The 22679-nt window shown below is 68.0% G+C and carries 21 protein-coding genes and 1 pseudogene; 8 read left to right on the top strand and 14 right to left on the bottom strand.

The features are described 5' to 3' along the window. Window positions 1-106 precede the first annotated feature (106 nt). A complete protein-coding gene (sodC, locus tag J2X41_RS01495; protein ID WP_310079076.1) occupies window positions 107-631 on the top strand; it encodes a superoxide dismutase[Cu-Zn] in 525 nt (174 codons plus the stop codon). 115 nt (window positions 632-746) lie between these two features. On the opposite strand, the gene J2X41_RS01500 is transcribed toward sodC, so the two are convergent. Together J2X41_RS01500 and J2X41_RS01505 are read right to left on the bottom strand one after the other, a co-directional pair. Further along, window positions 747-1643, bottom strand: a complete 897-nt coding sequence (locus J2X41_RS01500) for a DMT family transporter (protein WP_404979859.1) — start codon at window positions 1641-1643, stop codon at window positions 747-749. Between the two features lie 13 nt (window positions 1644-1656). Next, window positions 1657-2949, bottom strand: a complete 1293-nt coding sequence (locus J2X41_RS01505) for an adenosylmethionine--8-amino-7-oxononanoate transaminase (protein ID WP_310079080.1) — start codon at window positions 2947-2949, stop codon at window positions 1657-1659. A gap of 74 nt (window positions 2950-3023) precedes the next feature. On the opposite strand from J2X41_RS01505, the gene bioF reads away from it, so the two are divergent. The 3 genes from bioF to J2X41_RS01520 are packed head-to-tail and all read left to right on the top strand — an operon-like array spanning window position 3024 to window position 5751. Continuing rightward, entirely contained in the window at window positions 3024-4178 is a 1155-nt protein-coding gene (gene bioF / locus J2X41_RS01510) for an 8-amino-7-oxononanoate synthase (protein ID WP_310079082.1), read from the top strand. Continuing rightward, window positions 4178-4852, top strand: a complete 675-nt coding sequence (gene bioD / locus J2X41_RS01515) for a dethiobiotin synthase (RefSeq protein WP_310079083.1) — start codon at window positions 4178-4180, stop codon at window positions 4850-4852. Before bioF ends, bioD begins: the two co-directional genes overlap by 1 nt. After that, window positions 4849-5751 (top strand): Gfo/Idh/MocA family oxidoreductase, encoded by a 903-nt coding sequence (locus J2X41_RS01520; protein WP_310079085.1) that lies wholly within the window; start codon window positions 4849-4851, stop codon window positions 5749-5751. Before bioD ends, J2X41_RS01520 begins: the two co-directional genes overlap by 4 nt. A gap of 195 nt (window positions 5752-5946) precedes the next feature. Here the strand turns inward: J2X41_RS01520 and J2X41_RS01525 are convergent, their stop codons facing one another. Beyond that, window positions 5947-7020: a fatty acid desaturase gene (locus tag J2X41_RS01525; protein ID WP_310079087.1), complete on the bottom strand. Its 1074-nt coding sequence runs from the start codon at window positions 7018-7020 to the stop codon at window positions 5947-5949. A gap of 244 nt (window positions 7021-7264) precedes the next feature. Between J2X41_RS01525 and J2X41_RS01530 the strand changes: the two are divergent. The 3 genes and pseudogenes from J2X41_RS01530 to galA all read left to right on the top strand — a co-directional run. Then, a pseudogene (locus J2X41_RS01530) lies at window positions 7265-7411 on the top strand (IS5/IS1182 family transposase); the annotation flags it as partial. 660 nt (window positions 7412-8071) lie between these two features. After that, entirely contained in the window at window positions 8072-10750 is a 2679-nt protein-coding gene (locus tag J2X41_RS01535) for a TonB-dependent receptor (protein ID WP_310079090.1), read from the top strand. 207 nt (window positions 10751-10957) lie between these two features. Continuing rightward, window positions 10958-13351, top strand: coding sequence for a beta-galactosidase GalA (galA, locus tag J2X41_RS01540; protein WP_310079092.1), 2394 nt, complete (start codon window positions 10958-10960; stop codon window positions 13349-13351). A 315-nt stretch (window positions 13352-13666) separates the two neighbouring features. On the opposite strand, the gene J2X41_RS01545 is transcribed toward galA, so the two are convergent. Then, the gene (locus J2X41_RS01545) at window positions 13667-13885 is read right to left on the bottom strand and encodes a KTSC domain-containing protein (RefSeq protein ID WP_310079095.1); all 219 of its coding nucleotides are present in this window, start codon (window positions 13883-13885) and stop codon (window positions 13667-13669) included. A 21-nt stretch (window positions 13886-13906) separates the two neighbouring features. After that, window positions 13907-14047 (bottom strand): hypothetical protein, encoded by a 141-nt coding sequence (locus J2X41_RS01550; protein WP_310079096.1) that lies wholly within the window; start codon window positions 14045-14047, stop codon window positions 13907-13909. 348 nt (window positions 14048-14395) lie between these two features. On the opposite strand from J2X41_RS01550, the gene J2X41_RS01555 reads away from it, so the two are divergent. After that, window positions 14396-15994 carry an MASE4 domain-containing protein gene (locus J2X41_RS01555; protein WP_310079098.1) on the top strand — a complete coding sequence of 533 codons (1599 nt, stop codon included), beginning with the start codon at window positions 14396-14398 and terminating at the stop codon, window positions 15992-15994. Here J2X41_RS01555 and J2X41_RS01560 read toward each other — a convergent pair. The 9 genes from J2X41_RS01560 to J2X41_RS01600 all read right to left on the bottom strand — a co-directional run bounded on the left by J2X41_RS01560 (window position 15961) and on the right by J2X41_RS01600 (window position 22674). Further along, complete coding sequence (locus tag J2X41_RS01560; RefSeq protein ID WP_310079099.1) at window positions 15961-16812, bottom strand: LuxR C-terminal-related transcriptional regulator; 852 nt, start codon at window positions 16810-16812, stop codon at window positions 15961-15963. The genes J2X41_RS01555 and J2X41_RS01560 overlap by 34 nt on opposite strands. 66 nt (window positions 16813-16878) lie before the next feature. Beyond that, complete coding sequence (locus tag J2X41_RS01565) at window positions 16879-17115, bottom strand: 4-oxalocrotonate tautomerase family protein (RefSeq protein ID WP_310079103.1); 237 nt, start codon at window positions 17113-17115, stop codon at window positions 16879-16881. 12 nt (window positions 17116-17127) lie between these two features. Then, window positions 17128-17838, bottom strand: coding sequence for an SDR family oxidoreductase (locus J2X41_RS01570; RefSeq protein WP_310079104.1), 711 nt, complete (start codon window positions 17836-17838; stop codon window positions 17128-17130). A 136-nt stretch (window positions 17839-17974) separates the two neighbouring features. After that, the gene (locus tag J2X41_RS01575) at window positions 17975-18925 is read right to left on the bottom strand and encodes a LysR family transcriptional regulator (protein WP_310079106.1); all 951 of its coding nucleotides are present in this window, start codon (window positions 18923-18925) and stop codon (window positions 17975-17977) included. Between the two features lie 90 nt (window positions 18926-19015). After that, entirely contained in the window at window positions 19016-19624 is a 609-nt protein-coding gene (locus J2X41_RS01580; protein WP_310079109.1) for a VOC family protein, read from the bottom strand. Between the two features lie 34 nt (window positions 19625-19658). Beyond that, on the bottom strand, window positions 19659-20486 hold the full coding sequence (locus tag J2X41_RS01585) for an enoyl-CoA hydratase/isomerase family protein (RefSeq protein ID WP_310079111.1): 828 nt from the start codon (window positions 20484-20486) through the stop codon (window positions 19659-19661). Next, window positions 20483-21106 carry an isochorismatase family cysteine hydrolase gene (locus J2X41_RS01590; RefSeq protein ID WP_310079113.1) on the bottom strand — a complete coding sequence of 208 codons (624 nt, stop codon included), beginning with the start codon at window positions 21104-21106 and terminating at the stop codon, window positions 20483-20485. The genes J2X41_RS01585 and J2X41_RS01590 overlap by 4 nt, the downstream gene beginning before the upstream one ends. A gap of 3 nt (window positions 21107-21109) precedes the next feature. Beyond that, the gene (locus J2X41_RS01595; protein WP_310079116.1) at window positions 21110-21646 is read right to left on the bottom strand and encodes a hypothetical protein; all 537 of its coding nucleotides are present in this window, start codon (window positions 21644-21646) and stop codon (window positions 21110-21112) included. 20 nt (window positions 21647-21666) lie between these two features. Then, complete coding sequence (locus J2X41_RS01600; protein ID WP_310079118.1) at window positions 21667-22674, bottom strand: alpha/beta hydrolase; 1008 nt, start codon at window positions 22672-22674, stop codon at window positions 21667-21669. Window positions 22675-22679 lie beyond the last annotated feature (5 nt).

A 22679-nucleotide genomic window follows, 5' to 3' on the forward strand; every position in this document is an offset into this window, starting at 1 on the left:
TTTTTCGCCGTCAGAATCGAACACGGAACCGTCAAAAACAGTTAGCATTCCCCTCGCCAAGACGCCACCTTCACGGCCCCAACCCTTGGTTTTCCGGGAGTTTCAGATGCGTTTGACCGCCCTCGCCCTGTCCTTTGGCCTGATCGCCGCCGCGACCGCCGTCCAAGCCTCGACCGCCCAGGCCGCCACCGCCGAGCTGAAGGGCGCCGACGGCAAGGCCCTGGGGACCGCCACCCTGACCGACGCGCCGCACGGCGTGCTGCTGCGCCTCGAGGCCAAGGGCCTGACGCCCGGCTGGCACGGCCTGCATTTCCACGAGAAGGGCGATTGCGGCGCGCCCGACTTCAAGTCGGCCGGCGCCCACGTCCACACCACGACCGCCGTGGTCCACGGCCTGCTGAACCCGGACGGCAACGACAACGGCGACCTGCCCAACCTGTTCGCGGCGGCCGACGGCTCGGCGACCGTCGAGCTGTTCTCGCCCCTGGTGTCGCTGAACGGCGCGGGCGGCCGCCCCGCCCTGCTCGACGCCGACGGCTCGTCCATCGTCGTCCACGCCAGCCCCGACGACTACAAGACCCAGCCGATCGGCGGGGCCGGCGCGCGGGTGGCGTGCGGGGTGGTGAAGTAGAGCGCCTTGCGTCCTTCGAGGCCCGCTGCGCGGGCGCCTCAGGATGAGGAGCTTTGTGCTGATTTCCTCATCCTGAGGTGCGAGGCGTGGCCGAGCCTCGAAGGACGCACCGCGCCTAAGTCGCCTCGCCCTCGGCCGGCACGACCTTCTTGGCCGTCAGGGCCACCAGGGCCACGCCGCCCATGGTCGCGGCGGCCCCGATGACCAACTGCGGCGACAGGGCGTCGCCCATGAACAGCACGCCGATCGTGCACGACACCAGGGGCGTCAGCAGGAAATAGGGCGTCACCCGCCCCGCCTCGCGCCGCTGGACCAGCCAGAACAGCAGGGCGCTGGCCCCGATGGTCGAGACCACGCCGGCGAAGGCCACGCAGGCCCAGGCGATCGGCGCGGCCGTCCGCACCCGCTCCACGACATTGTCCTCGAAGCCGAACGACATGGCCAGCAACGCCGGCGCGGCGACGACGGCGGTCAGGGCCTGGACCTGCAGCGGCTTGGCGCCGGGGGTCTGGCGGACGAGCACCGTGGCCAGGGCCCAGCAGGCGCTGGCGACCACGCCCAGCGCGATGGCCGGCAGGTCGGCCGCCCCGTGCGGGTCCAGGCTCATCCAGGCCACGCCGACGAAGGCCACGACCAGGCCCGCCACGGCCAGCGGCTTCATGGTCTCGCCCAGCATCTTCCAGGCGAACAGGGCGGTGAACGGGATCCACAGCTGGGTGGCCACCACCAGCGGGCTCAGCGACTTGGCCAGGCCGAAGGCGATGTAGATGATCCCGAAGTGGATCGGTCCCGACAGCAGGCAGATGGCCGCCAGGCGCTTGGACCACGGGAACGGCGGCTTGAGAAACGGCGCCAGGAAGGCCAGGGCCAGGGCGAAGCGCAGGGCCCCGACCATCATCGGCGGCAACTCGGCGGTCGCCACCTTGGCCGCGGCGTTGTTCAGGCCCCAGGTCAGGATGATGGCCGCGATGGCCAGGCGCTCGATCGCCGTGAGGGGCGTGCTGGACGACATGGCCTCGCTTGGATCAGACCCCGCCGCTTCCTTCAACCCCGCCCGCGCCCACGACCCTGCGGATGGCGCGCATCAGGATCGCGAGATCCGCGTCGGGCGTCGTGAAGGCGGGGGTCAGGTAGACGGTCCTGCCCATCGGCCGGATCCACGCCCCCTCGGCGGCGAACGCGTCGCACAGGGCGCCGACGGCCACCGGCGCGTCGAATTCCACCACCCCGATCGCGCCCAGCACGCGGACGTCGACCACGCCCGGCGCGGCGCGAACCGGCTCCAGGCCCTCGGCCAGGGCCGCCGAGACCCGCGCCACATCGGCCCGCCAAGCGCCGGCCTCGAACAGGTCCAGCGAGGCGTTGGCGGCCGCGCAGGCCAGGGCGGCGCCCATATAGGTCGGGCCATGCATCAGGGCCGCCCCCGCGTCGTCCGACCAGAAGGCCTCGAACACCCGGCTCGAGGCCACGGCGACCGACAGCGGCAGGGTCCCGCCGGTCAGGGCCTTGGACAGGGTGACGATGTCGGGCTCGACGCCCGCCGCCTGCATGGCGAAGAGTTCGCCCGTGCGCCCGAACCCAGTGAAGATCTCGTCGAAGATCAGCAGCACGCCGTGCTTGTCGGCCAGCCGCCGCAGGACCCGCAGGACCTCGGGGTCATGGAACAGCATGCCGCCCGCGCCCTGGACCAGCGGCTCGGTCAGGATGGCGGCGATCTCCCCGCCCCGCTCCGTCAACAACGCGTCGAGCGCCGCCTCCGACGCCGCGTCCACGGGCAGGTCGGCGATGACCTGCGCCGGCATCACGCCCGAGAACAGGCTGTGCATGCCCTCCTCCGGGTCGCAGACCGTCATCGTCGCCAGGGTGTCGCCGTGATAGCCGCCCCGGAACGACAGGAACTTCGTCCGCCCTTCCCGGCCCTGGTTGATGTGGAACTGCAGCGCCATCTTCATGGCGATCTCGACCGACACCGAGCCGGACTCGGCGAAGAAGGCGTGGTTCAGCTCGCCCGGCAGCAGGTCGGCCAGGCGCTTGGCCAGGCGATAGGCCGGCTCGTGGGCCAGGCCGCCGAACATCACGTGCGGCATGCGTTCCAGCTGGTCGCGGATCGCCCCTGCGATATGGGGGTGGTTGTAGCCGTGGCAGGCGGTCCACCACGAGGCCAGGCCATCGACCAGCTCGCGCCCGTCGTCCAGAATCAGCCGCGAGCCGCGGGTGGCGACGACGGGCAGCGGCGGCCGGGCGGTCTTCATCTGGCAGTAGGGCCGCCAGACGTGAGGCGCGCCGGCCGCGAGCCAGTCTGGGCTTTCAACGGTCATGGCGCGATCCTTCGTTGCTTCGGCGGGGCGCACTGCCTATGCCCTCCCGCACCGGGGGGCAAACGGGAACCGCCATGCACAGTCTGGACACCTACGCCGCCGACAAGATCCAGCGCCTGGAGGCCGCCAGCCTGATGCGCCGGCTCAAGCCCACCCAGCGCACCGCCGGCGCCTTCGTCGAGCGCGACGGCCGCAGGCTGCTGTCCTTTTCCTGCAACGACTATCTGGGCCTGTCGCAGCATCCGGCGGTCAAGGCCGCCGCCCAGGCCGCGATCGAAACCTACGGCGCCGGCTCCGGCGCCTCGCGGCTGGTGACCGGCGACACGCCCCTGCTGTCGGAACTGGAGACCCGCCTGGCGCGACTGAAGGGCACGGAGGCCTGTGTGGTGTTCGGCTCGGGCTATCTGGCCAATACCGGCCTGATCCCGGCCTTCGCCGGCAAGGGCGACATCGTGCTGGTCGACGAGCTGGCCCACGCCTGCATCTGGGCCGGGGCCCAGTTGTCGGGCGCGCGGATCATCCCGTTCGCCCACAACGACACCGACCACCTGGCCGCCCTGCTGGCCGAGCACCGCGCCGGCGCCCGCCACGCCATCGTCGCCACCGACGGGGTGTTCTCGATGGACGGCGACATCGCCCCGCTGGACTGGCTGTCGGCGGTCTGCGAGGCCAACGACGCCTGGCTGCTGTCGGACGACGCCCACGGCGTGGGGGTGCTGGCCGACGGCCGCGGCTCGGCGGCCCTGTTCCCCGAGGCCCAGATCCCGTTCCAGATGGGCACCCTGTCCAAGGCCCTGGGCGCGTACGGCGGCTATGTCTGCGGCTCGCAGGCCGTGGTCGACCTGCTGAAGACCCGGGCCCGCACCCTGGTCTACACCACCGGCCTGCCGCCGGCCGCCGCGGCCGCCGCTCTGGCCGCGCTCGACATCGTCGAGGCCCAGCCGGCCCTGACCGCCCTGCCCCTGGCCAAGGCCCGGGCCTTCACCAGGGCCGTCGGCCTGCCCACGGCCGCCAGCCCGATCGTGCCGGTGATCATCGGTGAGGCCCAGGACGCCCTGGACGCCTCGCGCGCCCTGGAGGCCGAGGGCTTCCTGGTGGTGGCCATCCGACCGCCCACCGTGGCGGCCGGCGCGGCCCGCCTGCGCATCGCCTTCAGCGCCGAGCACCCCGACGCCGAGATCGCCCGCCTGGCGCAGTTGGTGAAGCCCTATGTGAAGGCGCGCGCCTGATGCCGGCCCTGTTCGTCACCGGCACGGGCACCGACGTCGGCAAGACCTATGTCAGCTGCGCGCTGATCCGCGCCCTGAAGGCTCGCGGCGCCGCCGTCGACGCCTTCAAGCCGGTGGTCAGCGGCTTTGATCCCCGGGACGCGGCCGCCAGCGACCCGGCCCGGCTTGCCGCCGCCCTGGGTGCGCCCGGCGACGTGTTCCGCATCGCCCCGCGCCGCTACCGGGCCCCGCTGTCGCCCAACATCGCCGCCCGGCTGGAGGGGCAGACCCTGGTGCTGGACGACATGGTCATCGACGCGGTCGCCCGCGCCGCCGAACACCGCGACGGCCTGCTGTTGGTCGAGGGGGCCGGCGGGGTGATGTCGCCCCTGACCGACGGCGAGACCAACCTGGACATGATCACCGCCCTGGGCGCGCCGGCGCTGCTGGTGGCCGGCTCGTATCTCGGCACGATCAGCCACGTCCTGACCGCCCTCGTCGCCCTGCGCGCCGCCAAGGCCGAGGTCGCCGCCGTGGTGATCAGCGAGAGCCTCGACGCGCCCGACCTCGACCAGACCGCCCAAGCCCTGTCGCCGTTCCTGGCCGGCGCGCCACTGTTCCTCGCGCCCCGGGCCCAGGCCTGGGACGCCGCCGCCCTGGCCGACCACCTGCTGACCCGTCCGAGAACGCCATGACCCCCGCCCCCCTTCGCGTCGCCATGATCGGCCTGGGCGACATCGCCCGGAAGGCCTACCTGCCCGTGCTGGGCCCGCGTCCGGACATCGAACTGACCTTCGTCACCCGCGACGCAGCGACCCTGGCAGGACTGGGCGCGGCCTGGCGCGTGGATCGACTGCACGCCGACCTCGACGCCGCCCTGGCCCCGGGCCTGGACGGCGCCTTCGTCCACGCGGCCACCGCGGCCCACCCGGACATCGTGCGCCGCCTGCTGGAGGCCGGCGTGCCGACCCTGGTCGACAAGCCGATCGCCGACACCGCTGACGAGAGCGCGGCCCTGGTCGACCTGGCCGAGACTCGCGGCGTTTCGCTGATGGTCGGCTTCAACCGTCGCTTCGCCCCCGCCTATCGCGACGCCGCCGCCCTGAACCTGCCGCTGGTGGTGATGCAGAAGAACCGCGCCGGGCCGCTGGACGATGTGCGCCGGGCGGTGTTCGACGACTACATCCACGTGGTCGACACCCTGAGGTTCCTGGCGCCCGGCGCGGATCAGGCCCAGGTGCGCGGCCGGGTCCGCGCCGGGCGGCTCGAACACGTGGTGCTGTCGCTGTCGGGCGACGGCCGCGATGCGATCGGGATCATGAACCGGGTCAGCGGGGCCAGCGAGGAGACGCTGGAGGTCTCCGGCGAGGGGCTCAAGCGCAAGATCGTCGACATCGACCAGATCGTCGATCAGGGCTTGAGCGAGGCCGTGACCCGGCGCGGAAACTGGACCTCGGTCGGCCGTCAGCGCGGGTTCGAGGCGATGTGCGAAACGTTCCTGAGCGCGGTGCGCGACGGCCGCCGGCTCTCGGCGCTGGACGCGCTGGAGACCCATCGACTGTGCGAGACGGTGGTCGCGGCGCTCGGCGCATAGAACGACCTCACCGTTCTTCCCGTTGTCATCCCGGAAGCCTCGCAGAGGCTGTCCGGGATCCAGGGGACTGGGCGAAGGCCTTGCGGTTCACCTGGGTCCCGGACAGCGCTGCGCGCTTCCGGGATGACAACCTCGGAGGTCAGGGTCGATGAAGCGCGGCGCTGATCAGCGCAGCCGGTCGGCATGCGTCCCCGGTCAAGCGCTCTGGCGCTCGACCACCTCGACCTCGATGGCCGCAACCGGCGTCGCGCCCGCGCGGCGGAACAGCTTGCCCAGCGCCAGGAACAGTCCCCGCTCTTCGACCCGGTGATAGGGCGAGGTGGCCGCCAGCTGGGCCGACAGCCGCGCATGGGCCTTGCCCAGGTTGTGGTACGGCAGGCGCGGCAGCAGGTGGTGCAGGGCGTGGTAGCGCAGGCCGACCGGCGCCCACAGGAACGGCAGCAGGGCCGGCGGCGGCACATTGACCGAGTCCAGGAACTGGTCCTCGAAGCTCATCCGCTCGCCGTCGTTCTCCCAGTAGTGGGCGACCAGGGTCCGCAGTTGGTTGATGAAGGTGGCCAGCGAGAACAGGACGAACCAGGTCAGGATCGCGCGCACCGGCGCGACCCCGGCGACGGCCAGGGCCGCGACGCCCCAGCACCACAGCCAGCAGCCCACCTCCTGGGCCAGCCAGTCGGGCCGGGTCTTGTCGTTGTCCTCGCGCACGAAGTCCGGGTTGATCACCAGGGCCGACAGCTTGGTGCGGACCAGCCGGCGAACGGCCGGAAGCACGAACGACAGCGGGATCAGGACCCCCGAGCGCAGGATCACGCCCAGCGGGGCCAGCAGCGAGATCGCCGCGAACAGCGCCAGTTTGAACGGCGAATAGCGGCCCAGCGGCAGGTATTCCGGGTCGCGGACGGTGCCGAAGCGGTCCTTGGCGTGGTGCAGGTTGTGCACGCCCTCGTACATCATCGACGGGGTCATCAGCGGCGCGCCGATCAGCAGATTCCAGCCCAGGCGGAAGCCCGGCACGTCCTTGGGGCGAAGATGGCTGATCTCGTGGATGAAGCTGAGGCCGCGATAGAGGGCCAGCAGACCGACCAGGCCCGCGACCAGGCCGACCGCCAAGGCGTGGGTGGTCGCCGCCAGGGCCAGGCCGCCCCAGGCGGCCGCGGCCGTCAGGACCAGGTCGAGCCAATAGATGGCGCGGCTGGGCGTCGTCAGGTTCGCCGTCAGGCCGTGCGCCTGACGGACCAGGCCGGCCTCGTCTTTCGGGGATGATCCCACGTCGTCCTCACGCCCACGCCAACTTCAGCGCCCCGACTTGGCGCCCCGACCTCCGAAATTCAATGCACGCGGCGGTGAACGGACGAAAATCGTTCAAAGCCTCTAACGCAAAATAGCCGGCGTCGAAACGCCGGCCATTGTCGCAGACCCGGGAAACCCGGCTCTAGCAGGCTGTTGAAAAAGTCCGTGGCGGCGCGGGCCTCGGCTTGATTCACGCTTTTGGACGGGAGTTCCGGAGGGGTGCATGCGCGGGTCGGACGCGCGGACGGGGTCGCTCTTCTCGCCTGTAGATCTGGATGCTCGGGTTCGGCGTGACCATCCTTTGCGGCCGATCCAGGCGATTGCGAACGCGGCGCTTGCGGATCCGAGCGCTGACTTCGCGGCGCTCTATCCAGGCGCTGCGGAACAGACCCTGCGCTGTCCCAGATTCCCGACGTTCGGTCGATGACTACAGGCGCGGCCTGGCTCATCTCGATGAGGGGCACATCTTGGATGGAAAGTACCATTCTAAGACCAATTCACCGGCGCGCGCTTTAGGTATCTGCCAGAGGCACAGCTATCGATCGTAATGGTGGCTGGACTTTCCAAGCGGGAAATTGGACTTTGATTGGTAATATAAAATTGTTCCCGCCGCGAGCCGATCGGGGAAAACCCCCTATCGTAGATCGCTTTCAATAGAGGCGCCCTGTGCAACAATAGCACCATTTTAGGGCCAATTTCCGGTCACAGACGTTGGCGTTGGCCCGGGAATATTGACACTCATATTGATGGGATAATTGGTCGCTTTCCGAGTGGATCTAGATTGGCATTAAGGAGGACCCGACTTCTCGGACGCGCGTACGACGCCCCTTAGGCCCGTGACGGCGCTGCACGCCCCCTCACGAACACGCCGGAGGCAACATGAGTTGATTGCAACAAAATCACCGGTCCCGTCGTCAAAACGACGCCAACGACAACCAAATCGACGCCAAGAAGGGCGTCAAATAACTGCATTTTTGAACTGTCGCCGGAGAATTCTCAAAAGACTCTGGTCGACCTTGGGGGACACAAGATGAATATTCGAAACTACGCTTTGCTGAGCACGGCGCTTTCTGGTTTCTTGGTCGCGAGCGCGGCGTCGGCCCAACAGACCGCGCCTGCCAGCTCCGGCGACGAGCTCGAGGCGGTCGTCGTTACCGGGTTCCGCAAGAGCCTGGCGACGGCGCTCCAGACCAAACGCAACGACATCCGCGTCTCCGACGGCATCTCGGCCGAGGATTTGGGCAAGTTCCCAAGCGACAACATCGCCGAAGCCATCCAGCGCATTCCCGGCGTCCAGATCCAGAACGTCAACGGGCGCGGCGCCACCATCAGCATCCGCGGCCTTGGCCCGCAGTACGCGAAGGTGACCCTGAACGGTCAGGACTTCGCCAACCCCAACTTCATCGACGGCTTTCGCTTCGACATCATCCAGACCGAACTGGCCAGTTCGGTGCAGGTCTACAAGTCGCCGACAGCCGACATGGACATGGGCGGCCTGGCCGGCACCATCGACATCAGCACGGCCAAGCCGCTTGATCTGAGCGGCCAGAAGCTGATCCTCTCGGCCAAGGGCCAGAAGGCCAAGCTGGCCGGCGGCGGGGTCAACCCCGCGTTCGGCGTCGTCTACGCCAACCAGTACCTGGATGGACGGCTGGGGGTCTATGCCGGCCTGAACTATCAGGAACTCGACGACCGCGCCGACTACGCGTTCATGGACCGGTGGTACACGGCCTCAGGCGCCGCGGGCGAGTTCTCCGGTTCGGTCGCGACGCCGCAGGGCACGCTGGTCCCGCGCCGCTTCCGCTACCGCCGCATCGACCGGACCTCGAAGCGCACCCAGTTCAACGCCGGCGTCGAATACAAGGCGACCGACAATCTGAAGGTTGGCTTCACCGGCGTCTATTCGAAGGACGCCACCAAGTACAACGTCAACCAGATGGTGTTCGGCAACTTCGCCAAGTCGTCGATCACCCCGGTCACCGTAACCAACGGCGCGGCCACGGCCGTCAATCTCGGCAACTTCACGTTCGACAACAACAGACAGCTTGAGGTGCGCAACCTGTCGACCCAGGCCTATACCGGCTACGCGCGCTGGGACCTGGCCCCGAAGTGGCAGGCCAACGCCGTCGTGCACTACACCAAGGGCGACGGCTATCTGAGCGAAGAGGCCGCGATCATCGAGCCGAAGATCGCCTCGGGCGTGCTGGACATCAGCAATCCCGACAGCATCAAGTTCAGCATGTCGAGCGCCGCGACCGATCCCAGCCTCTACGCGCCCTCGAACCTGTCTTGGGCGACCTATCCGAACGGCGCCCAGAACCACCAGGTCACCGACAGCAAGTCCGCCCAGCTCGACGTGAAGTACGACGCCGACTGGGGCGCCCTGCACGACGTCCAGTTCGGCGGAAAGATCAAGAAGGAGGGCTTCGATCGCAACGTCACCCGTCGCGACTTCTTCGATGATTTCTTCCAGTATGTCCCGACCTATACGACCAGCAACCCGAAGGTCACCAACTTCCTGGACGGCGACATCACCGGCGTCGACAGCTGGCTGACGCCCGACATCGAAGCCTATCGCAAGGCGCTGGCGGACAAGGGCGTGACGGTGCCGGCCCTCTATAACCCGCAGGCGTCGTACGGCCTCTCGCGCGATGTCGACTCGCTCTATGCGATGGCGAACTTCCGCGGCGACCTCGGCCCCGTTCCCTTCCGCGCCAATGTCGGGGCGCGTTATGAGAACACCAAGCAGACGGTCAATTCGAACCTGACCGACGGCTGCGACTGCGACATCCAGAACCTGCTGGGCAAGATCTCGACGACCAGCAAGTACGACAACATCCTGCCCAGCGCCAACGTGATGTTCGACCTGACCGACAGCCTGATCCTGCGCCTGGCCGCGGCCAAGACGCTGGTCCGGCCGATCCTCGATAGCAGTTCCAAGCTCAACACCACCCAGTTCGAGGCAAAGGACAGCGCCGGCCAGACCACGGTCTTCGTCGATCAGGGCAGCCCGACGCTGAAGCCGCTGACCGCCAAGAACCTGGATGTCAGCCTGGAGTGGTACTACGGCCAGGGCGCGGGCCTGAGCTTTGGCGCCTTCTCCAAGGACGTGAAGAACGGCACCTTCACCTCGCTGGTCTGTCCGACGTCGTGGAACAACGTCAATCTGACGATGAACGCTTCGACCAACGACTGCACGGGCGCCAACGGCAAGATCTACGACATCACCGTCACCCAGAACGACCCATCGGTGATCAAGCTGCGCGGGTTCGAGGTGAACTGGCAGCAGTCTCTCGACGTCTGGCTGCCGATCGATGGCTTCGGGATCATCGCCAACTACACCTATGTGGACCCGAAATACTCCACCACGGGCTTTTCGCTGCGCAACCTGTCGCGCAAGTCGGGAAACCTGACCGGCTACTGGGAGAACGACAAGTTCAGCGCCCGGGTGTCGGCCAACTATCGCAGCGCCTATGAGCAAAACAGCGTCGACAGCTTCTTCGCGCGCGAGGGCCACACGATCAAGTCGGGCGTGCAGACGGACTTTTCGGCCAGCTATAATCTGGACGAGCACATGACGCTGACCGTGGCCGGGCAGAACCTCTTCAACAAGAAAGAGGAGGCTTACAAGAACACCCCCAGCATTTGGCAGGAGACCGGCGTCTTCGGTCCCAGCTATCAGGTCAGCTTCGTCTACAAGATGCAGTAACTGTCAACAGCGCGTCGCGGGCCCGCCCGCCACGCGATCTTCCTCCTCCCCGCCCGCCGCCTCAGGCCTGCAACCTGATCGGCGGGCGGTTTTCCGCACCCAGGAGCGCCTGACTTGCCGATCGATCGACGGACCCTGATCAGCGCATTGTCCACGGGCGCGGCCATCGCGCCTTCCTTGGCGACTGCCGCCGGGCCGGAACCGGCGATGACCTCGCCCCGTCAACGCATCCGCCTGGACCAGGGTTGGCGTTTCGCCCTGGGTCACGCCGCCGATCCTGATCGCGACTTCGGCTTCGGCGATTCCCAGCGCACCTTCGCCAAGCAGGGCCAGGCCATTGGCCATGTCGCCGACGCCGACTTCGACGACAGCGGCTGGCGGGAGGTGACGTTGCCGCATGACTGGGCGGTGGAGCTGCCGTTCGTCGGCAATGCGCGCTTCGTGCGCAATCCGGCCGACAAGGACGACGAGGATCTCGCCGCCGCCCACGGCTATCGGCCGATCGGCCGCGGTTTTCCGGAGACCTCGGTTGGGTGGTATCGCACGGTCCTGCCTGTCTCGCCCGGCGACGCCGAGGGCCGCGTGAGCCTGGAATTCGACGGCGCCTTTCGCGACGCCACCGTGATCGTCAATGGCTACGTCGTCGCCCAGCATCACAGCGGCTACGCCTCGTTCGGCTTCGACATCACCGAGTTTCTCAACACCGACGACAAGCCCAATGTGCTGCTTGTGCGGCTCGACGCCAGCCTGGGCGAGGGATGGTTTTACGAGGGCGCGGGCCTTTATCGTCACGTCTGGCTGGTGAAGACATCCACGCTGTTCGTCCCCCAGTGGGGCGTCTTCGTCCGCGCCGCGCCTGACGGCCGAGTCGAGGCCGATATCGAGCTGGCCAACCGACGTGACACGCCGGCCCAGGCCAGGATCGAGGCCGTCGTGCTGGATTCGACCGGCGCGCCCGTCGCCTTGGCGCAAACCGCCAAGGCCGTCGCCGGCTGGCGGACCGAGACCGCGAGCCTGGCTTGCACCATCCCCTCGCCCCGCCTCTGGTCGACGGACGAGCCCAACCTCTACGCCCTGCGGGTGACTGTGCGGGAGGGCGAGGCGATCCGCGATGTCTACGAGGTGCGATTTGGGGTGCGGGCGTTCCGGTTCGACGCCCGCAAAGGCTTTTTCCTCAACGACCGGCCGCTGAAGCTGAAGGGCGTCAACAACCACCAGGATCACGCCGGCGTCGGCGCGGCGATCCCGGACGCCCTGCAGGTGTGGCGGCTGAAACAGCTGAAGGCCCTGGGCGCGAACGCCTATCGCACCGCGCACAATCCGCCCACGCCCGAGCTCCTCGACGCCTGCGACGCGCTGGGATTGCTGGTGATCGACGAGACCCGCCAGATGAGCTCCGCGCCCGAGCCCCTCGACGAATTGCGCCGCCTGGTCCGGCGCGACCGCAACCACGCCTGCGTGATGCTGTGGTCGATCGGCAATGAGGAGCCGCAGCAAGGAACCGCGCGCGGCGCCAGGATCGCCAAGGCCATGGCCCGCGAGGTCCGCGCCCTGGACCCGACCCGCAAGATCATCGCCGCCATGAACCGCGGCCAGGGCCAGGGGATCACCGAAGCGCTGGACGTGATGGGTTTCAACTACCACGAAGATCTGATCGAGCCGTTCCGCCTGAAATATCCGGACATGCCGATCATCGGCACGGAAACCGCCAGCGCCGTCTCCACGCGCGGCGAGTACGCCCGCGACGACAAGCGCGCCGTCGTCTCCTCCTACGACGTCGATGCGCCCTACTGGGGCAAGACCGCCCAGGCCTGGTGGCGTCTCTACAATTCCAAGCCCTACCTGCTGGGCGGTTTTGTATGGACGGGCTTCGACTATCGCGGCGAGCCCACGCCCTTCAACTGGTGGCCGTCGGTGTCGTCCAATTTCGGGATCATGGACCTGTGCGGCCTGCCCAAGGATATCTTCTACTACTATCAAGCCTGGTGGCGGCACGACCTGCCGGTCCTGCATCTCCTGCCCCATTGGAACTGGGAAGGCCGCGAAGGCCAACCGATCGAGGTCTGGGCCTATTCGAACCTGGAGGCGGTGGAGCTGTTCCTGAACGGCCGCTCACTGGGTCGGCAAGCGCCGCCGAAGGACGGCCGCGCGCAATGGACGGTTCCCTATGCGCCCGGCCGGCTCGTCGCCTACGGCTTCAGGAATGGCCAAGTGGTTCTCAAGGCGGAGCGCCGCACGGCCGGCGCCCCTGCCCGCCTCGTCCTCGCGCCCGACCGCACTCAGCTGACCGCTGACGGGCAGGATTTGGCCGTGGTCAATGTCTCGGTGCGCGACAAGGCCGGCGTCATCGTCCCCAAGGCGGCCGTGCGGATCGATTTCGACCTGACGGGTCCGGGAAGATTGATCGGCGTGGGCAATGGCGACCCCAACAGTCACGAGCCCGACAAGGCTTCGTTTCGCACCACTTACAATGGCTGGGCGCAGGCTCTCGTCCAGACGAGCAAGGTTCCAGGCAGCATCCGCCTGGAGGCCGTCGCGGAGGGATTATCAGGCGCGATCACCATCTTCCCAAGCGAACGCGCCCCGTCGTTGCGAGCCTGAGTTTCCCCATCGCGCTAACGGCGTGGCGATTTAGAACCCGTCGCAATTAGTCTCGCGTTTGGGGGCGAGAACCAATTCTGGTGCACGATCGAGACCGCCATTCGTGCTCAAGTTTTCAAGGATAGCTAGCGCCGGAACCAACTTCCGCTCCCCACCCTTCCCTGCCGATCCGGAGGGACGCCACTCTCGCGCTTGACCAAGATCGGTAGCCGCTCTCCACAAGAGCGGACATGCAATCGGACAACCGGCCAGGTCATGTGGACGCCCCAAAGCACGCGGTCCGGCTTCCGTCCGCCGCACGTCCTGCGACGGACTTCAGAAAAGCGGCTGTTGGACCGGGTCGGTTCCAGACTCGGCGGGCGTGGCGACGAAGTGATCGCGAATGGCCTTGTTGAAGTACGCGCCCTTGGCGAAGGCCAGGCGCAAGCCCTCGGCGACGTCCGCGGGCACCTCCTGATAGGCGTATGCGCGCCCACTGACGAAGGTGACGGTCAGGACCTGACCTTGGGGTTCATAGGCGAAGGCCTTGATCACCGAGGATGGCATGGCCGCCGCCTAGTGTTTCTGGCGATCGCCCCTGTCGCCTTGGCCGCGTCCAGCGTCGTGCTTGGCGTGCTGGCGCTGGTCAGCGGGGTCGTCGCGGCGCACATAGCGCTTGTCGCCGGGATTGGGCTCGATCAGTTCACGTTTGGACATGGTTGAAGCCTCCTGCTTCCCAAGCGAATCCACGACTCAGCCAAACTGTTCCCTGCGCTTCAAAACGGCGGTGCGGCGCACCGGTTGGAAGGCGAAGGAGCCAAGGTTCGCCTTGCCCTGATTCCTTTACTCTGGAAGAAATGTGATGCTCGCGGGGGAGGTCGTCTAACGCCAACGCGGCGCCAAGCGCGAGCGCGGTAGCGCGACCGCGTCTAGAATTTGACGCTCGGACGTCTCGCTAGAGAAAGCTCGATTCTAGCCCTCGCCTGCCTATGATAACGCCGCGCGCCAGGGGCTTTCGTACCGTCGAAGATTCGGCTGCGCGAAGTCTACAACTCGAAGGCTGATATGCAGGGTGCAGGCACGCGCGATCCGAGCGACGATGACGTCATTGTCCTCACGGGCGCGGCGCCGAGCCCGACGCACAGGCTGCTAGCGCTGGGCGTGGTTCCAGGTCTCCTGGTCTTGCTCTTCGTCATCACGCGTCCCTTCGCCAGCCTGCAGTTGCCGCGCGTGCCGGCCTTCGTGCCGATCGAGACATCGGCGTTGTTCGTGATCGATCTGGTCACCGCCGTGATCTTCTTCTCGCAGTTCTCGATCCTGCGCAGCCGCGCCCTGCTGGTCATCGCCAATGGCTATCTCTTCGCGGCGCTGATCCTCATCCCCTATCTGCTGGCCTTCCCCGGCTTGTTCGCGCCGGACAGAGCCCTGGTGGGAGGCCTGCAAACCACCGCCTGGCTCTATATCCTCAAGCACTGCGGCCTGGCGGGGTCGATGGTCGCCTTTGCGGTCTTGAGCCGGAGCGTGACGACGGCGCCAAAGCACAGCAGCCACCGCCCGGCCGTCCTCTTCAGCCTCGCGACGACGACGGCCCTGGTCGTCGCGATCGGCGTGCTCTGCATCGCCGGCGACGAGCATCTGCCCACCGTCGCCGCGGACGGTCGACGGTTCAGCGCCAATTGGATCTTCTACGCGGGCGCCCCGATAGCAACGCTCTACGGCTCGGCCGTGACCCTGCTCTGGCCACAACGAAACACGGTGTTGGGGCTTTGGCTGCTGGTCGTCGCGTCGGTGCACCTGGCCGGCGTTCCGATGGCCTTCTTTGGACCTTCCAGCCGTTTCAGCGTCGGGTGGTACACGGTCGTGATCATCAACCTGGTGGCCAACAGCCTTGTCCTGGTGGTGCTGCTGGTCGAGGTCTCCAACCTCTACCGCCGCCTCCTGAAGGCGGTTCGCGCCCAGCGGGCCGAGCGGCAAGCCCGTCTTTTCACCGGGGACGCGGTGGCCGCCATGATCGCGCATGAAGTCAAGCAGCCACTGGCCGCGATGATCATGCGCGCCCGGACAAGCGCACGCACGCTGGCTCGACCAGAACCCGATCTGGCGACCGCGAAGGTCAACATGCAACGGATCGCGGCCGACGGTCTTCGCGCGGCGGAGATCATCGACAGCATTCGCGCGAACTTCAAACAGGACCAACGCGCACGAACCGTCGTGGACATCAACCGACTGATCGCCGAAACGACCTCGTTGATGCATACCGACCTGCGTAAGCGGCGGATCAGGATACGCGTGGGGTTGGCTTCGCAGACGTTGACCGTCGCGGGCAATCGCACCCAGCTGCAGCAGGTCCTTTACAACCTGATCATGAACGCCGCCGAGGCCACGGCGGCCACGCACGAGGTCAGCCCCCTCGACGTCCAGTCGCTGAGCGGCGAAAATGGCGAGGTCCTGGTTTCTGTCGCGGACTTGGGGAGCGGCGTCGGCGCGCAGCACTTGGAACGGATTTTCGATCCGCTGTACACGACCAAACCGGACGGCATGGGCATGGGCCTTTCGATCTGCCGCTCGATCATTGAAGCCCACGGCGGTCGCATTTGGGCGTCCCCGAACAGCCCCAACGGCGCGGTCTTTCAGTTCACCCTGCCAGCGGCGCCAGAAAGCTGACGTTCAGCGCTGCGTACCTTCCGCAACTGGTCGTCCGCCGTCCGTCGATCGCAGGGCGCAACCTCGGCGTACGATCCGAAAGCCAGGACCAAGGCGTCCGACATTCGCACGAGCTCGGCCAGGGACGTGGCGTTCATCTTGCGCATCACCGCGCCGCGATGGGCCTTCACCGTGATTTCGCTCAAGCCCAGAACGCCGCCCACCTGCTTGTTGAGTTTGCCGGCGGTGACCAGCGCCATGACCTGACGCTCCCGGGGCGAAAGGGTCGAGAACCGCCCTTGCAGAAACGAAAGTCGCTGCGCTTGCAGACGACGCTTGCCCCCCAGGCGGACGGCCGCGCGGATGACGGCGATGGCGTCCCCGTCGTCGAATGGCTTTTCGAGGATGTCGCTGACGCCGGCGCGGATCGCCCGCACGGCGGCGGCGAACTGGGCCGGCTCCGCCGTGACGACGACGGGATAGGCCAGGCAGTCCGCTCGCGGCCGGCGCTCATGCGTCGCGAGCACCAGCCCGACCAGCGCGGCGTCGATCACGAGACAGGCGGCGTCGCCAGGCCGCGCGGCGTCGAAGAAGGCTTCGAGGTCGCCATGGGTTCGCGCCTTCAGCCCATCGGCGAGCGCGAGTTTCGCCAAGCGTTGCCGGACATCGCTGTCCGGCTCGACGATGTGCACGATCCCGGCCGCGGCCGCGGCGCGCGACGGAGACCTCGGATCACCAGGCGAGTTGCACGGCGGTTCGGAGAACCCGTCGGCGGCGTGGATGGTCGCAAGCCCGCCTCCGAAGAGGTCGAGCAAGTCATTGCGGTTCAGGGAGCCCATGGCTGGCCTCGTTTTCGTGAGGACGCGGGCCGCCGCGACACGGCGGCCCTTTTTGGCTGACGTGGATCAGGTCCCGCCGGCCGCCCGTCGCTTGCGATACTCCGGGACGGGCAGACCGCCCCAGCCCCAGTTCTCCAGTTCGACCTCCTCGATGACCACGAAGGTCGAGTCGAGCGGCTTGTGCAGCACGTCCAGCAGCAGTTGGCTGACTCCAGCGATCAGGGCGGCCTTCTCCTCGGCCGTGACCGCGTCGCGCCCGGGGCCGGAGCCTTCGCGCGTGACCTGGATGTTGACGATCGGCATGGCGATCCCTCCCTAGTGACCGGCGCTCTGGCCGCCATCCACGTGCAGGATCTCGCCCGTCACGAAGCCGGCCGTTTCCAGGTAGAGGACCGCCTCGACGATATCGCGGATCTCGCCCAGGCGACCCACCGGATGCAGACCGGCCAGGAAGGCGTGGGTTTCCGGCGCGTGCATCGGCGTCTTGATCACTCCGGGCGAGACGGCGTTCACCCGCACACCCTTGTCGGCGAACTCGATGGCCAGCGACTTGGTCGCCGAGTTGATGCCGCCCTTGGTCAGGCTGGCCAGGACCGAAGGCACGTTGACGTTGGCGTGATCGGTCAGGCTGGTGGTGATGCTGACCACGTGGCCCGAGCCCTGCTTCAGCATCTCGCTCGCCGCCCGCTGGGTGATGTGGAAGAAGCCGACCAGGTTGGTCGAGAGGTTGGCTTCGAAGTCCTCGGCCGTGAAGGCCGTGAACGGCTTGGCCGTGAAGATGCCCGCGTTGTTGACCAGGGTGTCGATCCTGCCGAAGCGGGCCAGGGCTTGGCTGACGACGCGCTCGGCGGTGGCCGGATCGGCGATGTCGCCCGCCACGGCCAGGATGTCGGGATCAGCGCCTTGCTTGATGGAGCGGGAGGTGGCGACCACGCGATAGTTGCGGTCCCGATAGGCCTTGACCAGTTCGGCGCCGATGCCCTGCGAAGCGCCGGTGACAATGGCGACCTTCTGTTGATTGCTCATGACTTGCCTCATTCGTTCGGGGCGGGATCGCCGCCGGATGAGAGCAATGTCGGATCGATCGGCGCGCGAGAGAATGGACACTTTGGTATAGGCAGCCTTCCGCAAATCGGCAGAATGCCCCGGTATCAGCAGCCGTTCACACCGTGGGCCGCCCAGGCGCCAATGCCTCCGCGTCCGCCGACAGCCGCGCGAACTCGGCCCTCAGCCGGGGCGCGGCGAAATCCAGGAATGCGCGGACCTTCGGCGTCGAAGTCCGCCCCTGAGGCGTGATCAGGTGCACCGGCAGGGGCGGCGCCTCGGCGTCACGCAGCAGCAGCCGCAAACTCCCGTCCAGTACGCGCTCCGCCACGTGATAGGTGTAGAGCCGCGTCACGCCGCCGCCAGCGACCGCCGAGGCCAGGGCGGCGCGGACGCTGTTGACCACCAGCCGCGGCTTGAACTGCACCGACCGGGCGATCCCGCCTGGCGAGGCGGGCGGGAAGACCCAGGTGTCGTGGCCGAAATGGGTGGTGGTGACGATCCGATGCCGGACCAGGTCGGCCGGTTCGTCAATGCGGGGATGCTCGGCCAGGTATCGCGGCGCGGCGGCGATCACCCGCTTGACGCCGCCGCCCACCCTGACGGCGACCATGGAGGAGTCCGGAAGCTGGCCCACCCGCAAGGCGACGTCGATCCCCTCCTCCACCAAGCTGGCATGGCGGTCGAGCAGCAGCAGGTTCACGGTGACGGCCGGATAGGCGTCCAGAAAGGCGTCGATCACCGGACGCAGGATTTCCTCGCCGCTGATTGGCGGCGCGGTGATGGTCAGGGTTCCGCGCGGCGCCGAGCGTTCGCCCAGGGCGATCAGGTCGGCCTCCTCAAGGTCGACCAGGATGCGCCGACAGGCGGACGCGTAGCGCTCGCCCGCTTCGCTGAGCCGCAACGACCGCGTCGTGCGGTGAATGAGCTCCGCCCCGACGTGCTGCTCAAGGGACGCGATCGCCCGGCTGACGGCGGCCGGCGAGCGGTTCAGCCGCCGCCCAGCCCCCGCCAGGCTGCCCTCGTCCAGCGCGGCGATGAACACCCGCATCGCCTCTATACGATCCATGGCGCCTTCCTCAACGAACGGCCTTGAAGCCTGGATCGAAGCGATACCGTCAATCCAGGCGACGATCCATTCAGCGTGAAGCGTTGGACCTCAACCTCTCGCCTGCTCGCCGGCCATGTGGGCCGCGTACCAGTCGGGCCAGTTGGGGTCGGCCGCGCCGGTGAGCTTTTCGTGTTCGCCATGGGCCGCCGCCGCGCGCCTCAACGCTTCAGCCAGATCCGCGACCGAGCCGAAGTTCGTCACGCCGGCGTCGATCCGTCCTGGGAAGCGCGAGGTGATCTCCTGCAGCACCCAGCCGTTGCCGTCCGGATCGCTGAAGGTCACGAAGGAGGCGTAGCTGCGACGCTCGGGATCGAGTCCCTCGGCCCGCACCGCCGGGTCGAAGCGGTTGTAGCCGCCGCCGGCGTCGTGGAAGACCGCGCTGGCGTCAACGCCCTTGCTCACCAGTTCAGCCCGCGCGGCCTCGATGTCGGAAACGATCAGGTGCAGGAACTGCGCCGTGCCGGGCGCGGATGGCGTCAGGCCTGTCCCGATCAGGATCGAGGCCGGCGAGCCCGGCGGCGTGAACTGCAGGATCCGGCCGCCGCCCTCGGTGGCGATGTCGGCGTCCACCCGCCAATCCAGCCGACGATAGAACGCCGCCGCCCGGCTCACGTCCGACACGGGGACGACGACCACCTCGAGCTTGAAATCAGACATTTCCACCTCCTTGGTTTGGGATCGGGCCGCGTTCTCATTCCGGACGAAGTCCAGGCAGGTATCGGCCGAAGTTCAGTTCGAAATCGCCACGCCGGCCGTAGTCCAGCCCGCCCAGCCGGGCGCGCCGGGCCTGGGTGTCCGGATGCTTCAGGGCGTCGAAGAACATCCGGTTGCTGGTTTCGAGCTCATCGGCCGTGGGCACGCCCACGCGGTTCACCTGCGCCTTGAGGTCGCCCAGGGTCTGGCGATCGAACGACGCCAGCCGGGCGGCCAGGGCGTCGACGAACCCGTCGAGGGCGTCGTCGTCGAGAGCGCGGTTGATCCAACCGTAGCGCTCAGCCAGATCGGCGTCGAAATCGTCGCCGCTCAGCACGATCTCCAGCGCTCGGGATCGCCCAGCCAGCCGCGGCAACCACTCCAGCGCCCCGCCGCCGGGCGGCAGACCCACGCCCACCTCCGGATTGCCGAGGATGGCCCGTTGGCGGCTGGCGAAGCGCATGTCGCAGGCCAGCACGAACTCGCTGCCGACGCCACGCGTTCGGCCCCGGATCTTGGCGATGCTCACCACCGGCGAGCGGGCCAGGCGGACGACGACGTCGATCCAGGGCGAGTGGCCGCTGGGTCCCGGCTGACGCGGCAGGTCGGCCGCCTTGGTGGTGTCGAAATGGGCGATGAAGAACTCCGGATCCGCCGACTGGAAGACCAGGACCTTGGCGTCCGGGTCGGCCTCGACCTGGCTAACCAGCGCCTGCAGTTCGACGATGCCGGCGGGCGCCAGCATGTTGATCGGCGGATTGTCGAAGGTGACCTGCCAGACGCCGGGCTGGGACCGGTCGACGGTCAGGTGGCTTGCGGCGCTCATCGCGGGATCTCCCGCAGGCGGCCGACCAGGGCCGCGGTGGTGAGGATCTCGCGCGTGTAGGTCGGCCCGTTGATCTCGTGAGCGGCGTGCATCGCTTCGGGGCTGAAGGCGGCGGTCGCGTCGCGGACCAGGGTGACGTCGTAGCCCAGCTCCATGGCGAAGCGGCCCGTGGCCTCAATGCAGGTGTTGGCGATCAGGCCGATCAGGATCACGCTCTGGATGCCGGCCTGCCTGAGCCGCAGGTCCAGGTCGGTGTTGGCGAAGCCGCTGGATCCCCAGTGCTCCTTGGCGACGATGTCGCCCTCGCGCGGCTGGAAGTCGTCGTGGAACGTGCCGCCCCACGAGCCGCGGGCGAATATCTGCCGCTGGGCGCCGGCCCGCTGGTAGGGCGTGGCGTGACGCCAGTGCTCGTAGTCGCCAGGCTCCCACCGGTGATGGGGCACGAAGACGATCTGTAGCCCGGCCGCTCGGGCCTCGGCGACCACCGCCCGCAAGTGGTCCAGCAGGTTCACGTCTTCGGCGATCGCCTTAAGGCGCGGCCAGGTCTTGCCGCCCTCGCTGAGGAAGTCGTTGTAGGGATCGACCAGCAGGATCGCGGTCGTCTTGGGGTCATAGCTCATGGCTCAGACTCCCCCGGCCTGCCGCAGGGCATGGCGCTCCAGGCTGGCGGCGAAGAGCGGGGTCTCGCCGGCGTTGTGCGCGAGGCTGAACGGCTGGCGCTGGGCGCGGAAGACCTCGAACGGGATGCCCTGCCGGTCCAGATAGGCGTTGAACTCCTCGGTCGGCCAGGTCCGCACGTGGTTGGTGAATTCGCAGCGCTGGTCGTCGATCCGGGTGACGCTCAGTTCCCACATCACCACCATGGTGGTTCGACCGGCGGCGGTGAACAGGTCCGAGACGGACTCCAGGACCAGGTGATGCGGCTCGGCCAGCTTCTCGACATAGTGTTGCACCATCGGCGTGCCGCCGATCACCTCGACATTGATCGACATGCGCCGCCCGTCCGGCGCCGTCGTCGCGCCCGCCGCGACGTGGGCGGGCGAGCAGCCCTGGTACTCCTTGTCTGGCAGGCTGAAGCACCAGGCCGGGATGTTGATGGCGTCGATCGGCGCGTTGATGACGGCCTTGAAGCTGGAGTCGACGATGACGTTGTCTTCCATGGGTTCAATCCTTCTGAAATTCAGCCGCGGACGACGTCGAGGATCGCCAGGGCGAAAGCCTCGGGCGCTTCCTGCGGCAGGTTGTGGCCGACGCCGCCGTCGATCAGGCGGTGGGCGTAGGGGCCGGTGAACTTGGCGGCGTAGGCCGAGGGGTCCGGGTGCGGCGCGCCGTTGGCGTCACCTTCCAGGGTGATGGTCGGGACGCCGATCGTCGGACCACTGGCCAGGCGCTGCTCGAACGCGTCGTAGCGGGACTCCCCCTGCGCCAGGCCCAACCGCCAGCGGTAGTTGTGGATCACCACCGCGACGTGGTCGGGATTGTCGAAGGCCGCCGCCGACCGGTCGAACGTGGCGTCGTCGAACGTCCATCTCGGCGAGGCCAGGCGCCAGATCAGTCGGGCGAACGCGCGGCGGTTGGCGTCGTAGCCGTCCCGGCCGCGTTCGGTCGCGAAGTAGAACTGGTACCACCACTGCAGCTCGGCCTCCGGAGGCAGCGGCCTGGCGCCGGCCGCCTGGCCGCCGATCAGATAGCCGCTGACCGCCACCAGGCCCCGGCAGCGCTCCGGCTGCAGCGCGGCGATGATGTCGGCGCTGCGCGCGCCCCAGTCGAAGCCGCCGAGGATGGCGCTCTTGACGCCCAGCGCGTCCATCATGGCCACCGTATCCAGGGCGACCGCCGAAGGCTGGCCGTTGCGGACGGCGTCGGGCGACAGGAAACGGGTCTCGCCGAACCCCCGGAGATAGGGCGCGATCACACGATGACCCTTCGCGGCCAGCAACGGCCCGACCTCGGCGAAGGCGTGGATGTCGTAGGGCCAGCCGTGCAGCAGGATGACGGGCGGGCCTCGCGGCGGTCCCCATTCCACATAGGCGATCTCGAGATCGGCCGTCCGGACCCGCTTCAGGGGCGGAAGGTTCCCGCCCGGCGTGGGGCCGGCATGGGCCGCCGGGGCGAGGGTCGACGCTGCCGCCGAGATCATGGCGGCGCCTAGGAGGCTGCGGCGGAGCGGGTCGACGATCTTGGACATCCGGT

The organism is Caulobacter sp. BE254, assembly GCF_031457295.1.
GTDB lineage: Bacteria > Pseudomonadota > Alphaproteobacteria > Caulobacterales > Caulobacteraceae > Caulobacter.

What these genes read in the sequence shown, in the direction of transcription:
- J2X41_RS01560 (WP_310079099.1), bottom strand. Translation starts at nt 16,812, where the DNA reads ATGGGCTCCCTGAACCGCAATGACTTGCTCGACCTCTTCGGAGGCGGG.
- J2X41_RS01565 (WP_310079103.1), bottom strand. Translation starts at nt 17,115, where the DNA reads ATGCCGATCGTCAACATCCAGGTCACGCGCGAAGGCTCCGGCCCCGGG.
- bioD (WP_310079083.1), top strand. Translation starts at nt 4,178, where the DNA reads ATGCCGGCCCTGTTCGTCACCGGCACGGGCACCGACGTCGGCAAGACC.
- J2X41_RS01585 (WP_310079111.1), bottom strand. Translation starts at nt 20,486, where the DNA reads ATGAGCGCCGCAAGCCACCTGACCGTCGACCGGTCCCAGCCCGGCGTC.
- J2X41_RS01555 (WP_310079098.1), top strand. Translation starts at nt 14,396, where the DNA reads ATGCAGGGTGCAGGCACGCGCGATCCGAGCGACGATGACGTCATTGTC.
- bioF (WP_310079082.1), top strand. Translation starts at nt 3,024, where the DNA reads ATGCACAGTCTGGACACCTACGCCGCCGACAAGATCCAGCGCCTGGAG.
- J2X41_RS01535 (WP_310079090.1), top strand. Translation starts at nt 8,072, where the DNA reads ATGAATATTCGAAACTACGCTTTGCTGAGCACGGCGCTTTCTGGTTTC.
- J2X41_RS01505 (WP_310079080.1), bottom strand. Translation starts at nt 2,949, where the DNA reads ATGACCGTTGAAAGCCCAGACTGGCTCGCGGCCGGCGCGCCTCACGTC.
- galA (WP_310079092.1), top strand. Translation starts at nt 10,958, where the DNA reads ATGACCTCGCCCCGTCAACGCATCCGCCTGGACCAGGGTTGGCGTTTC.
- J2X41_RS01575 (WP_310079106.1), bottom strand. Translation starts at nt 18,925, where the DNA reads ATGGATCGTATAGAGGCGATGCGGGTGTTCATCGCCGCGCTGGACGAG.
- J2X41_RS01590 (WP_310079113.1), bottom strand. Translation starts at nt 21,106, where the DNA reads ATGAGCTATGACCCCAAGACGACCGCGATCCTGCTGGTCGATCCCTAC.
- J2X41_RS01600 (WP_310079118.1), bottom strand. Translation starts at nt 22,674, where the DNA reads ATGTCCAAGATCGTCGACCCGCTCCGCCGCAGCCTCCTAGGCGCCGCC.
- sodC (WP_310079076.1), top strand. Translation starts at nt 107, where the DNA reads ATGCGTTTGACCGCCCTCGCCCTGTCCTTTGGCCTGATCGCCGCCGCG.
- J2X41_RS01500 (WP_404979859.1), bottom strand. Translation starts at nt 1,643, where the DNA reads ATGTCGTCCAGCACGCCCCTCACGGCGATCGAGCGCCTGGCCATCGCG.
- J2X41_RS01520 (WP_310079085.1), top strand. Translation starts at nt 4,849, where the DNA reads ATGACCCCCGCCCCCCTTCGCGTCGCCATGATCGGCCTGGGCGACATC.
- J2X41_RS01570 (WP_310079104.1), bottom strand. Translation starts at nt 17,838, where the DNA reads ATGAGCAATCAACAGAAGGTCGCCATTGTCACCGGCGCTTCGCAGGGC.
- J2X41_RS01580 (WP_310079109.1), bottom strand. Translation starts at nt 19,624, where the DNA reads ATGTCTGATTTCAAGCTCGAGGTGGTCGTCGTCCCCGTGTCGGACGTG.
- J2X41_RS01550 (WP_310079096.1), bottom strand. Translation starts at nt 14,047, where the DNA reads ATGTCCAAACGTGAACTGATCGAGCCCAATCCCGGCGACAAGCGCTAT.
- J2X41_RS01595 (WP_310079116.1), bottom strand. Translation starts at nt 21,646, where the DNA reads ATGGAAGACAACGTCATCGTCGACTCCAGCTTCAAGGCCGTCATCAAC.